Raw genomic sequence first — 12,720 nt, forward strand, 5'->3', positions numbered from 1 at the left:
GTGATGCGAGCGGTTTGGCCCCCGCCAGCCCGAGGAGCAGGATGGAGGCATGGCTGACCCGAACCACGCTCCCTCCGCCGAGACGACCGAGCCCGAGGTCGTCGGCGACAACTACAGCCTCTGGGCCGTCTGGCGCCGCAACCCCGACCGTCCCGTCATCGCGGCCGACGCCATCGAGCTCGAGAACATCGTCGCGTTCCTGACCGACGGCGGCGTCACCGTGCGAGGCTTCTACGACGTCAGCGGCCTGCGCGCCGACGCCGACCTCATGGTCTGGATCCACGGTCCCGTCGCCGAGGACCTGCAGCGCGCCGTGCGCCGCCTGCGCCGCACCGATCTGCTGGCCCCGCTCCTGCCGACGTGGAACGCGATGGCGGTGCACCGCGACGCCGAGTTCAACAAGCGCCACGTGCCCGGCTACCTGCGCGGCATCCCGGCCAAGCAGTGGCTCACTGTCTACCCGTTCGTGCGCAGCTACGAGTGGTACCTGCTGCCCGAGGACGAGCGCCGCGCGATGCTGGCCGACCACGGCCGCAAGGGCGCCGCGTTCCGCGGGGTCACGGCCAACACGATGGCCTCGTTCGCGCTCGGCGACTACGAGTGGATGCTGCCGATGGAGGCCGACGAGCTCACCGACCTCGTCGACATGATGCGCGAGCTGCGCTACACCGAGGCGCGTCGTCACGTGCGCGAGGAGGTGCCGTTCTTCACGGGCCGCCGCATCGAGGTCAGCGAGATCGCCGAGATCCTGCAGTGACGCCCGACATGGTCGCGAACCAGGCCCGGCCCATCCGGCTCGGCACCCGTCGCAGCGCGCTCGCGATGACCCAGTCGGGTCACGTCGCGCGGGCGCTCGAGCAGGTGTCGGGACGACCGGTCGAGCTGGTGCAGATCGTGTCGGAGGGCGACACCAACCGGGGCTCGCTGTCGCAGCTGGGCGGCACGGGCGTGTTCGCGACCCGGCTGCGCGAGGCGCTGCTGGCCGGCGAGTGCGACCTGCTCGTGCATTCGCTCAAGGACCTGCCGACCGCGCAGCCGGATGAGCTCGTCCTCGCGGCGCATCCGTCGCGCGCCGACGCGCGCGACGTCATCCTGACGCGCGACGGCACGCCCCTCGAGCAGCTGCCGGCCGGATCGATCGTCGGCACCGGATCGCCGCGCCGCATCGCGCAGGTGCTGCGCGCGAATCCGGGGCTCGCGCTGCACGACCTGCGCGGCAACGTGGACTCGCGCATGCAGCGCGTGGTCGACGGCGAGCTGGCGGCGATCGTGCTGGCCGCCGCCGGGCTCGACCGGCTGGGCCCGGACACCGAGCTGATCTTCGAGCCGCGCGACCTCGACGCGTGGCCGACGGCCGCGGGACAGGGGGCGCTCGCGGTCGAGACGCGTGCCGACGCCGACGCCGAGCTGCTCGACGCCATCCGGCGCCTGGACGACGCGCGCACCCGGTTCGCGGTCACGGTCGAGCGGGCGGTGCTGGGCGGCATCGAGGCCGGATGCCACGCTCCCGTCGGGGTGCACGCGCGCTTCGAGGGCGACGCGCTGCACGTGCGCGCCGCAGTGTACGGAGTGGGCGGCGAGCGGGCGATCGAGATCGAGCTGTCGGAGCCCGTGTCATCCGACACGCCGACGGGGGAGTATATTCAGGGTCAAGGCAGCGGCAACGGTGCGGATGCTGCCGATGGCGTGGATCAGATCGACCACGCGCGCGATATCGGTTCGGGTATCGCACGTCGGCTGCTCGAACGCGGGGCGGCCGACCTCGTACCCCGAGAGTCATCCTCCTCATGAACACAGCCTCCACTCAACGCCCGGAGAAGCCCTTGACCGGCTGGCGGGTCCTCGTGCCCCGCGGCGGCCCTTGGGGCGACGGCGTCGCCGCGACGCTGCGCGCCCGGGGCGCGGTGCCCGTGATCGCCCCGCTGATCAACTTCGCGCCCACCGACGACTCGGCCACGCTCGAGACCGCGCTCGCCGATCTGGCGGCCGGTCGGTTCGACTGGGTCACGGTGACGAGCGCGACCACGGTCGACGTGCTGTACGCCTATCAGGCCAAGATCCCCGAGACGACCAAGGTCGCCGCGGTAGGGGAGACGACGGCCGCGGCGCTGAGCGCCGTGGGATACCGCGTCGACCTCGTGCCCGACAGCGACAACTCGGCCGCCGGCATGGCACGTCAGATGAACGAGCTCGAGCCCGAGCCGCGCCACATCCTGACGCTGCGCAGCGAGATCGCCAAGCCCGTGCTGACCAACATGCTCATGGAGGCCGGGCACGACGTGCGCAGCGTCGTGGCCTACCGCACGGTGGGCGTGCCGGCCAAGGAGAACGTCGTGCGCGACGTGGGCAACGGTCGGATCAACGCCATCCTGGTCACGAGCGGCTCGGTCGCGCAGCAGGTGCGCGAGCAGTTCCCCGAGATCCCGGAAGCCACGGTGATCGCCGCGATCGGACCGCGCACGGCGCACGACGCCGATCTGCTGGGCCTACCCATCCACATGATCGCGCCCGAGCAGACGATCGACTCGCTGATCCACGCCCTCGCGGATCTGCCCGTGCCGGAGCCGACCCCCGAGGCCCTCGCCGTGCCGGCGACGGGCCCGGTGCCGACCGGGACGATCCGCATCGACCCCGCGCCGACAGCCGTGATCGAGACGGTCGTCGACGATACGCGCCAGGAGACCTCTCGATGAGCTTCCCCACCCACCGCCCGCGTCGTCTTCGCCAGTCGCCCGCGGTGCGGCGGCTGGTGCGCGAGACGCACCTCGTGCCGTCGCAGCTCGTGCTGCCGATGTTCGTGCGCGAGGGCATCGACGCACCCGTCGACATCGCCTCGATGCCGGGGGTGCAGCAGCACACGCTCGACTCGCTGCGGCGCGCGGCCGTGGAGGCGGCGGAGGCCGGCATCGGCGGCGTCATGCTGTTCGGGGTGCCCGCGGTGCGGGACGCCCAGGGGTCGGGGGCGACCGACCCGAAGGGCATCCTGAACGTCGCGACCGAGGCGGTCGTGGCCGAGGTGGGCGACGCGCTCGTGGTGCAGACCGACCTGTGCCTCGACGAGTTCACCGACCATGGTCACTGCGGCGTGCTCGCCGCGGACGGGTCGGTCGACAACGACGCGACGCTCGAGCGCTACGCAGCGATGGGTGTGGCGCAGGCGCGTGCCGGGTCGGCGCTGCTGGGCCTGTCGGGCATGATGGACGGCCAGGTCGCGGCGGTGCGCGATGCGCTCGATGCCGAGGGGCTCACGGACACGCTGATCCTGGCGTACTCGGCGAAGTACGCCGGCGCGTTCTACGGCCCGTTCCGCGAGGCGGTCGACTCGCAGCTCACGGGCGACCGGCGCACGTACCAGCTGGACCCCGGCAACGGACGCGAGGGTGTGAAGGAAGCGCTCCTCGACGTCGAGGAGGGTGCCGACGTCGTCATGGTCAAGCCGGCGCTGCCGTACCTCGACGTGCTGGCCGACGCGCGCGCGTCCGTGGACGTGCCCGTGTGGGCGTACCAGGTGTCGGGCGAGTACTCGATGATCGAGGCCGCCGCCGCGAACGGCTGGATCGACCGCCGTGGCGCCATCCTGGAGTCGCTGCTCGGCATCCGCCGCGCGGGCGCCGACGCGATCCTGACCTACTGGGCGGCCGAGGCCGCCGGCTGGCTGCGCGAGGAGCTGTAGGCGGCGCGACCGGACCGCTTCGGGAGGAGAAATCGGCTCCGCCGCAGATCTCCGGATGATCCGCTCCGTCGTACGCGAGATCTCCTGTCGAGGGACGTCGCCGAGCGCCCAGCGTCGACTGGGACAATGGAGGCATGGCCGATCGCAACGAGACCCTGTTCGCCCATGCCCGTGAGGTCATCCCCGGGGGCGTGAACTCGCCCGTGCGGGCGTACGGGTCGGTGGGCGGAACGCCCCGCTTCGTGCAGTCGGCGCGCGGCCCGTACATCACGGATGCCGCGGGGCGCGAGTACGTCGACCTCGTCGCGTCGTGGGGGCCGGCGCTGCTGGGGCACGCGCATCCCGAGGTGGTCGAGGCGGTGCGCGAGGCCGCCTCGCGCGGCCTGTCGTTCGGAGCCCCGACCGAGGGCGAGGTCGAGCTGGCCGCGCTGGTCGCGGAGCGGGTGACCGCGGGCGGGCTGAACCCTGTCGAGCAGGTGCGCCTGGTGTCCACCGGCACCGAGGCGACCATGACCGCCATCCGCCTGGCGCGGGGAGTGACGGGGCGCGACCTGCTGATCAAGTTCGACGGCAACTACCACGGGCACTCGGATGGCCTCCTCGCGGCAGCGGGCTCCGGCCTGGCGACGCTCGCTCTGCCCGGCACGGCCGGTGTGCCCGCACCCATCGCGGCGCAGACGGTGGTCGCGCCGTACGGCGACCTCGACGCGGTGCGCGAGATCTTCGCGGAGCGCGGCGACCAGATCGCGGCGATCATCGTCGAGGCCGCGCCCGCCAACATGGGGGTCGTGCGGCCCGCCGACGGCTACAACGCCGGTCTCGCCGCGATCGCGCACGAGCACGGCGCGCTGCTCATCCTCGACGAAGTGCTCACGGGCTTCCGCGTCGGGCCGGCGGGCTACTGGGGGCTCCAGGTGGAGGCGGGCGGGGCATACGAGCCCGACATCATCACGTTCGGCAAGGTGATCGGCGGCGGCATGCCCCTCGCCGCCCTCGGCGGCAAGGCCGCGGTCATGGAGCAGCTCGCGCCGGTCGGCCCGGTGTACCAGGCCGGTACCCTCTCGGGGAACCCGCTGTCCGTCGCGGCGGGCATCAAGACGCTGCAGCTCGCGACCCCCGAGGTCTACGCGGCGGTCGACGCCGCGGCCGACCGCGTGGTCGACGCCGTCACGTCCGCGCTCGCCGCGGAGGGCGTGGAGCACGCGATCTCGCGCGCGGGCAACCTGTTCAACCCCGTGTTCGCCGCCGAGGCACCCCGCGACTATCCGCAGGCCAAGGCCCAGCAGGCGTTCCGCTACGGACCGTTCTTCCACGCGATGCTCGAGGCCGGCGTCTCACTGCCGCCGAGCGTGTTCGAGGCATGGTTCCTCACGGCCGCGCACGACGACACCGCGCTCGCCCGCGTCGCCGACGCGCTGCCCGCCGCCGCGCGCGCGGCAGCGACCGCGATGGGCTGAACGCGCAGCGGCGCCAGGAGGCGCTGAGCAGAAGGTGCCGCTCTCCGGGGCCCGGGGGGCAGAAGTCCCCGTAGGATGGACGGACACCTTCCGCCTGCCTGAGCCGCCGCTTACGCCCGACGAGCCCGAGGAGACGCCCATGCTGCCTCTCCTGCTCGCGTTCGCCGCAGGATCCCTCGTCGTGACGTTCCTCGTGAAGCCGCTCGGCGCGCGGGTGTTCTACGTCGCGGCCGTGTTCCCGCTCGCGGCCCTGGCACATGCCGTCTGGATGGCTCCGCGCGTGCTCGGCGGGGACATCCCGTTCGCGGCATACGAGTGGATCCGTCCGCTGGGCATCGAGATCTCGATGCGGATGGACACGCTCGGCTGGGTCATGGCGCTCGTGGTGAGCGGCGTGGGCGCGCTCGTGATGATCTACTGCCGCTGGTATTTCCGCGGCAAGAACGAGGGGCTCGGCAGGTTCTCGAGCGTGCTGCTCGCCTTCGCCGGGGCGATGTACGGGCTGGTGCTGACCGACGACATCGTCATGCTCGTGATGTTCTGGGAGATCACGAGCATCCTGTCGTACCTGCTGATCGGGCACTACCACCTGCGCGCCGCCAGCCGCCGTGCCGCCCTGCAGGCGCTGCTGGTGACCACGCTGGGCGGCCTCGTCATGCTGGTCGGCGTCGTCATCCTGGCGGCCACGGCGGGCACGACGAGCCTGAGCACGATGCTCGAGGACCCGCCGACGGGACCGCTCGTGAGCGTCGCGCTCGTGCTGCTGCTGGTCGGCGCGCTGAGCAAGTCGGCCATCTTCCCGTTCCACTTCTGGCTGCCCGGAGCCATGGCGGCGCCCACGCCCGTCAGCGCGTACCTGCACGCCGCGGCGATGGTCAAGGCCGGAATCTATCTGCTCGGCCGTTTCGCGCCGGTGTTCGGCGACGCCGACCCGTGGCGTCCGGTGATCGTGACGCTCGGTGTCTTCACGATGCTGCTCGGCGGCGTGCAGGCGCTGCGCGAGAGCGACCTGAAGCGCATCCTGGCGTTCGGCACCGTGAGCCAGCTCGGCTTCATCTCCGTGGTGATCGGGTACGGCACGCGCAACGCCGCGCTCGCGGGCCTCGCGCTGCTGCTGGCGCACGCGCTGTTCAAGTCGACGCTCTTCCTCGTCGTGGGCGTGATCGACCGCCAGCTGTCGACCCGCGACATCGACGAGCTCTCAGGGGTCGGCCGCCAGGCGCCCGTCATGGCGGTGATCTCGTTCGTCGCCATCGCGTCGATGGCGGGGATCCCGCCCACCCTCGGCTTCGTCGCGAAGGAGGGCGCGCTGGTCGCGCTGCTCGACGCCGCCGCAGCGGGCGAGGGATGGGGTATCGCGGCCCTGATCGGCGTCGTGCTGGGATCGATGCTCACCGTGGCATACGGCGCGCGCTTCCTGTGGGGCGCGTTCTGGACGAAGCGGGACGCGCACGGCGCCGCGCGCACGCGCACGGAGTGGCCCGACCCTCCCATCGGCTTCCTGGGCGTTCCTCTCGTGCTCTCGGCTCTCGGCCTGGCCGGCGGACTGGTCGCGCCGCTGCTCGACACCCTCCTTGCCGCCTACGCCGACACGGCCGCGGGCGTGCAGCCGGTCGCCGAGCACGACGCGCACCTCGCGCTGTGGCACGGTCTCGGCCCTGCGCTGGTGCTGTCGCTCGTGACGCTGGCCGGCGGTGCGGGCATCCTGTGGCTCGTGCGGGCGACCGGCTTCGACATGACCGGCCGCATCGTGCGGTTCACGGCGGCCGATGCGTACTACGCGATCACCCGTGCGGTCGATCGGGCTTCGGTGGCGGTCACCAGCGTCACGCAGCGCGGCTCGCTGCCGATCTACGTCGCGACGATCTTCATCGTGCTGGTCGTCGGCGAGGGCGTCGTGCTGTTCGCCTCGCCGGAATGGCGGATCGAGCTGGACGCATGGCAGGATCCGGTGCAGCTGGCGGTCGCGCCGCTCATGATCGCCGGGGCATACATCGCCGTGCGGGCGCGAAAGCGCTACACGGGCGTCGTGCTGGCGGCCGTGACGGGCCTCGGCATGGTCGCGCTGTTCGCCACCCACGGCGCACCGGACCTCGCGCTCACGCAGGTGCTGATCGAGGCGATCACGCTGATCGCCTTCGCGCTGGTGCTGCGCCGCCTGCCCTCGCGCATGGGCGCGCACAACGGCACGTCGGCCCCGGTGCTGCGCGCGCTGCTCGCCGCCGCGGTGGGAGTCACGATGGCGGCGCTCGTCGTGATCGCCACGAGCGCGCGCATCCACGATCCCGTCTCGACCGACTGGGAGCACCTGGCGTACGAGATCGGGCACGGCAAGAACGTGGTCAACGTCGCGCTGGTCGACCTGCGCGGATGGGACACCATGGGCGAGCTCTCGGTGCTGATCCTGGCGGCCACCGGCGTGGCCTCGCTCGTGTTCGTGACCGACCGCAGCGACAGCCTGCAGCGCCTCACGCGGGGGCTGTCGGGCGTGAAGCGCGAGCCGCGCGCCCGCCTCATCGGCGCGCGCCGGCCGCTGGTCGAGACCACGGGCGGCATCGAGGTGCAGAGCGAGCACACCCGGGGGCATCCGCGCGCATGGCTCGTGGGCGGGCAGAAGATGAGCGCCGAGTCGCGCTCGATCATCCTCGAGGTCGTGGTGCGCATCCTCTTCCACACCATCATCGTGGTCTCGATCTACCTGCTCTTCGCGGGCCACAACCTGCCGGGCGGCGGCTTCGCCGGCGGCCTCGTGGCGGGCATGGCGCTGGTCATGCGCTACGTCGCGGGCGGCCGCTACGAGCTCGGTGTCGCCGCGCCCACGGATGCCGGATGGCTGCTGGGCGCCGGCATGCTGATGGCGGTCGGCACGGCGATCGCGCCCCTGGTGCTGGGCCTCGACCCGCTCACGCGCGCCGTGTGGGAGGCCGAGCTGCCGCTGGTCGGGCACGTGGAGTTCGTCAGCTCGACGTTCTTCGACATCGGCGTGTACCTCGTCGTGATCGGGCTGGTGCTCGATGTGCTGCGCAGCCTCGGCGCGGAGGTCGACCGGCAGATGAAGGGCACCGACAGCCCCTGGCGCGCCAGCGTGCCGAGCGAGTCGGGAGGCGCCCGATGAGCGTCTCGCTGACCCTGGTGATCATCATGGCCGTGCTCTATGCGGCAGGCGTGTACGCGATGCTCGAGCGCAGCCTGACGCGGGTGCTGATCGGCTTCCTGCTGCTCGGCAACGCCAGCAACCTGCTGCTGCTGATCGTGATGGGCTTCCCCGGCATCGCCCCCTTCTCGGGCGATCCCGGCATGCAGAGCGATCCGCTGCCGCAGGCGCTGATGCTCACGGCGATCGTGATCACGTTCGCCGTGAGCGCCTTCCTGCTGGCACTGATCTACCGGTCATGGCAGCTCGGCCAGGCCGACCTCGTGGAGGACGACGCCGAGGACCTCGCCCTGCGCATGCGTGCGGCGGAGGCCGAGCGCGTGCTGGGAGCCGAGGGCGCGGGGGACGAGGCGACGACCGACTTCGTCGACGTTGTCGCGTCGCCCCTGCGGCCTATGGAGGGTGCCGCCGCGCTGGGTCTGCTGCGTGACGCTCCCGTGGATATGCCGGTGTCGGAATACCGCCGTCCGGCCCCGGACGATCCCGATCCGGGGGCCGTGCCCGACCCCGACAGCGATCCAGACCCCGAGAGCCATCGACCCGACGAGGAGGGCCGCGCATGACGCCGAGCCTCCTCGTGCCGCTGGTCGTGGCGCTGCCGCTGATCGGCGCCGCGGTCACGCTCGTCGCGGGACGGCGCCGGCGCCTGCAGGTCGGCGTCTCGATCGGCACGCTCACCGTGACGTTCGGCCTGGCCGTGGCGATGTTCGTGATCGTCGACGCCGGCACGCCGCTGGCGGTCTCGGTCGCCGGATGGCCGCTGCCGCTGGGCATCGTGCTGTACGTTGACCGGCTCGCGGCGCTGCTCGTGGCCGTGTCGAGCGTCGTGCTGCTCGCGGTGCTGCTCTTCTCGGTGGGCCAGGGCGCGGCCGACGGCGACGACGAGACGCCGGTGTCGATCTTCCACCCGTCGTACCTGATCCTGGCCGCCGGCATCTTCGACGCGTTCATCGCCGGCGACCTGTTCAACCTCTACGTCGGCTTCGAGATGCTGCTCGTCGCGTCGTACGTGCTGATCACGCTGGGGAGCACCGAGTCGCGCATCCGGACCGGTGTGGTCTACATCGTCGTGTCGCTCGTGTCGTCCATCCTGTTCCTGTCGGCGATCGCCGTGATCTACGGCGCGCTCGGCACGGTGAACATGGCGCAGATCGCGGAGCGCATGACCGAGCTGCCCGACAACGTGCAGCTCGTGCTGCACCTGCTGCTGCTCGTGGCCTTCAGCGTGAAGGCGGCGGTGTTCCCGCTGTCGTTCTGGCTCCCCGACTCGTACCCGACCGCGCCGGCTCCTGTCACGGCCGTGTTCGCGGGCCTGCTGACCAAGGTGGGTGTGTACGCGCTCATCCGCACCGAGACGCAGCTGTTCCCCGACAGCGACGTGAACGTGCTGCTGCTGTGGGTGGCGCTCGCGACCATGATCGTCGGCGTCCTCGGCGCGGTCGCTCAAGCCGAGCTCAAGCGCATCCTGTCGTTCACGCTCGTGAGCCATGTCGGGTACATGGTGTTCGGCCTCGCGATCGCCACGGACGCGGCCATCGGCGCCACGATCTACTACATGGTCCACCACATCGTGGTGCAGACCACCCTGTTCCTCGCGGTGGGGCTCATCGAGCGCCGCGCGGGCAGCACGTCGATCCTCAAGGTCAAGGGCCTCTTCGGCGCGGCCCCCGTGATCGCGGCGCTGTACCTGATCCCTGCCCTCAATCTGGGCGGACTCCCGCCCTTCTCGGGCTTCATCGGCAAGTTCGCGCTGTTCGATGCCGCGGCCCAGGTCGGCACACCCCTCATGTACACGCTGATCGTCGCCGGTGTGATCACGTCGCTGCTGACGCTCTACGCCCTGATGCGGGCGTGGAACCTGTCGTTCTGGCGCGAGGAGGACGACTCTGCCGAGACCGAGGCCCGGATCCAGCACCTCGGGACCGCCCCCGCGGCCGACGAGGTGAGCGAGCGTCGCGTGATCCCCCGGATCATGACCGCAGCCACGGCGGGGATGGTCGTGGTCTCGGTCGCGCTGACCGTGTTCGCGGGGCCGCTGTACGACATCTGCGAGCGGATCGGATCGGCCCTGCTCGAGCCGATCTCGCTGGTCGACCTCGGCCAGGTGGAGGAGTCGTCATGAGCCCCGACCTCCGGTCGCACGCGCGCCGCTTCTGGAACCAGCTGCCATTCTTCGCGTGGCTGGTGGTGCTCTGGATGATGCTGTGGGGCCAGTTCACATGGCTGGCCCTGCTGACGGGCATCGCCGTCGCGGTGTTCGTGACCCGGGTGTTCCGTCTGCCCACGGCCGAGCTCTCCGGCCGCGTCGATCTGTGGCACGGGGCGGTGTTCGTGGTCACGTTCCTGTGGGCCGTGGTGCGAGGTTCCGTGGTGGTCGCGTGGCAGACCATCCGGCCGGGCGAGACGATGTCGGCGATCATCGCCGTCCCCCTGCGCACCGACTCCGACCTGATGATGACGCATACGGGCGTCGCGACATCGCTCATCCCCGGTTCGCTCATCGTCGAGGCCGACCGCGAGCGGCGCATCCTGTATCTGCACGTCCTCGGCGTGCGCGACGCCGAGGACGCGGAGGCGCAGAAGCGGGGTGTGCTGCTGTGGGAGGAGCGCATCGTGCGGGCTGTGGGATCGCGTGCCGACCTGGCCGCGATCGCCGGTCGCGGCGTCGATCGAGAGGCCCCGAGGGAGGCGCGCGGATGACCCCCGACATGGTGAAGGCGGTGCTGATCGGCGCGATCCTGGTGGTGTTCGCGATCGCCGCGGCGCTGACCATCGTGCGGATCGTGGTGGGTCCGTCGATCCTCGACCGAGCGGTGGCGAGCGACGTGCTGCTGACCGAGGTGCTGTGCGTGCTGGGCGCTGAGATGGTGATCAACCAGCACACGCGCACGCTGCCGGTCATGCTGATCATCGCGGCGGTCGGCGTGTTCGGCTCGATCGCCGTGGCCCGGTTCGTGGCCAGGAGGGATCAGTGATGGGCGACGTCCTGGACATCCTGGCGCTCGTGCTGGTGCTGCTCGGGGCGCTGCTGTGCGTCACGGCGGGCATCGGCCTGCTGCGGTTCCGCGACGTGCCCTCGCGCCTGCACGCGGCGACCAAGCCGCAGGTGCTGGGCCTGCTGCTGATATCGATCGCCATCGCCCTGTCGCTGCGATCGTGGACCGTGGTGATCGCGCTGATCCCCGTGGTGCTGATCCAGATGGCCACCGCGCCGCTCGGCGCCCACATGGTGGGGCGCCAGGCCTACCGCAACGGCACGATCGACGAGTCGAGCCTCGTGCTCGACGAGCTGCGCGACCGCGACGCCTGAGGCGCACGGCGGGGGCGGTAGTCCCCGCGGCGTCGGTGCGGCGGGAGGCATCCCTTCCGTAGCGCGGTCGCCGATGCTAGTCCGGTGCTACGGGGCGGTCGTCGTCGACCGCGCGGATCTCTCCGGGCCCGACGTCGCGGACCGGCCAGGGGCCGTGCGGCGCAGGCGCGGCAGCCAGAGGCCCACTCGCGCGCGGTACGCCTGGTAGTCGCCACCGAAGCGGGCGGCGAGGTCGGCCTCCTCGCTCGGCCGGATCAGCAGGTGCCAGACGAGGGCACCGCACACGGCGTAGACCACCACGAGCCAGGATCCGACGATCATGCCCACGGCGACGCCCTGCGCGATGCTCGCGCTCGCCATCGGGTTGCGCACGATGCGGTACGGGCCGGCCACCACGAGGCGCCGAGGCATGGCGGACGGCAGAGGAGTCCCCGTGCCGCGGGTCGACATCGTGTAGGCCGACCACAGGCCCAGAGCGCTCGCCGCAGCCAGCAGCGCGAGCCCTGCCACGGGCACCGCCGGCGGCAGCGCAGCATGCAGTCGCCAGCGCTGCTCTATCCAGACGATCGCGGCGGGGATCGCCACGAGGAACACGATCCAGAACAGCAGGATCTGCGACCCGGTCTGCGCCAGGAGTGGCATCCTGTCGCGGCTGCGCGCGGTGCGGAAGGCGAACGGGCCGCGGAGCAGGCGCTCCCCGGGCAGCCGACCTGACAGCACCAGGGCCGACGCCGCGATGGTGCCTGCGGAAGCGCCGATCATGAGCACGGCGCCCCAGCCCGCCTCGGCGGTCCATGTCGCGTAGGCCGCCAGGGCAGCTGTGACCAGCAGCGTCCACGGTGCCACGATCCAGACGGCCACGCGCACGCCGGCGGCAACCACGGCCGACGCGAGCACGAACAGCGGGACGTCGAACACGCCGACCTGGAGCGGATCGAGACCGCCGAGGGTCGCCTGTCGCACAGGGGGAGAGACGACGACCGCGACCCACCACACCGCACCGCCGAGCGCCTGCGCGACGAAGTACAGTCGCCCCAGACGCACACCCATGGCCCGAGTGTAGGGGCGGGGTGCGTCTGGGCGGTCTGTCCCGGCCCGGGCCGATGGTCGGATCGAGCAGTTTGCC

Annotated in this window: 12 protein-coding genes; 11 read left to right on the plus strand and 1 reads right to left on the minus strand. The window is 71.6% G+C overall.

Annotated elements, in window-relative coordinates; all coding sequences use genetic code 11:
* The first annotated feature begins 49 nt into the window (after positions 1 to 49).
* The 11 genes from hemQ (at position 50) to mnhG (ending at position 11,594) form a co-directional block, all read left to right on the plus strand.
* Positions 50 to 757, plus strand: coding sequence for a hydrogen peroxide-dependent heme synthase (gene hemQ / locus ABTW64_RS07805; RefSeq protein ID WP_350621005.1), 708 nt, complete (start codon positions 50 to 52; stop codon positions 755 to 757).
* Entirely contained in the window at positions 754 to 1,791 is a 1,038-nt protein-coding gene (gene hemC, locus ABTW64_RS07810) for a hydroxymethylbilane synthase (RefSeq protein WP_350621007.1), read from the plus strand. The genes hemQ and hemC overlap by 4 nt, the downstream gene beginning before the upstream one ends.
* On the plus strand, positions 1,788 to 2,693 hold the full coding sequence (locus ABTW64_RS07815) for a uroporphyrinogen-III synthase (protein ID WP_350621009.1): 906 nt from the start codon (positions 1,788 to 1,790) through the stop codon (positions 2,691 to 2,693). Before hemC ends, ABTW64_RS07815 begins: the two co-directional genes overlap by 4 nt.
* A complete protein-coding gene (hemB, locus tag ABTW64_RS07820; RefSeq protein ID WP_350621011.1) occupies positions 2,690 to 3,673 on the plus strand; it encodes a porphobilinogen synthase in 984 nt (327 codons plus the stop codon). The genes ABTW64_RS07815 and hemB overlap by 4 nt, the downstream gene beginning before the upstream one ends.
* A 134-nt stretch (positions 3,674 to 3,807) precedes the next feature.
* Positions 3,808 to 5,130, plus strand: coding sequence for a glutamate-1-semialdehyde 2,1-aminomutase (hemL, locus tag ABTW64_RS07825; protein ID WP_350621013.1), 1,323 nt, complete (start codon positions 3,808 to 3,810; stop codon positions 5,128 to 5,130).
* A 139-nt stretch (positions 5,131 to 5,269) separates the two neighbouring features.
* Positions 5,270 to 8,245: a Na+/H+ antiporter subunit A gene (locus ABTW64_RS07830; protein ID WP_350621015.1), complete on the plus strand. Its 2,976-nt coding sequence runs from the start codon at positions 5,270 to 5,272 to the stop codon at positions 8,243 to 8,245.
* Positions 8,242 to 8,847: an NADH-quinone oxidoreductase subunit K gene (locus ABTW64_RS07835; protein WP_350621017.1), complete on the plus strand. Its 606-nt coding sequence runs from the start codon at positions 8,242 to 8,244 to the stop codon at positions 8,845 to 8,847. The genes ABTW64_RS07830 and ABTW64_RS07835 overlap by 4 nt, the downstream gene beginning before the upstream one ends.
* A complete protein-coding gene (locus tag ABTW64_RS07840) occupies positions 8,844 to 10,406 on the plus strand; it encodes a Na+/H+ antiporter subunit D (protein ID WP_350621019.1) in 1,563 nt (520 codons plus the stop codon). The genes ABTW64_RS07835 and ABTW64_RS07840 overlap by 4 nt, the downstream gene beginning before the upstream one ends.
* On the plus strand, positions 10,403 to 10,984 hold the full coding sequence (locus ABTW64_RS07845) for a Na+/H+ antiporter subunit E (protein ID WP_350621021.1): 582 nt from the start codon (positions 10,403 to 10,405) through the stop codon (positions 10,982 to 10,984). Before ABTW64_RS07840 ends, ABTW64_RS07845 begins: the two co-directional genes overlap by 4 nt.
* Complete coding sequence (locus ABTW64_RS07850; RefSeq protein ID WP_350621023.1) at positions 10,981 to 11,259, plus strand: MrpF/PhaF family protein; 279 nt, start codon at positions 10,981 to 10,983, stop codon at positions 11,257 to 11,259. Before ABTW64_RS07845 ends, ABTW64_RS07850 begins: the two co-directional genes overlap by 4 nt.
* Positions 11,259 to 11,594 (plus strand): monovalent cation/H(+) antiporter subunit G, encoded by a 336-nt coding sequence (mnhG, locus tag ABTW64_RS07855; protein ID WP_350621025.1) that lies wholly within the window; start codon positions 11,259 to 11,261, stop codon positions 11,592 to 11,594. Before ABTW64_RS07850 ends, mnhG begins: the two co-directional genes overlap by 1 nt.
* 87 nt (positions 11,595 to 11,681) lie before the next feature.
* Here mnhG and ABTW64_RS07860 read toward each other — a convergent pair whose 3' ends face one another.
* The gene (locus ABTW64_RS07860) at positions 11,682 to 12,644 is read right to left on the minus strand and encodes a methyltransferase family protein (RefSeq protein ID WP_350621027.1); all 963 of its coding nucleotides are present in this window, start codon (positions 12,642 to 12,644) and stop codon (positions 11,682 to 11,684) included.
* Positions 12,645 to 12,720: the final 76 nt, after the last annotated feature.

This window comes from Microbacterium sp. NPDC096154, from assembly GCF_040302945.1.
Taxonomy (GTDB): domain Bacteria; phylum Actinomycetota; class Actinomycetes; order Actinomycetales; family Microbacteriaceae; genus Microbacterium.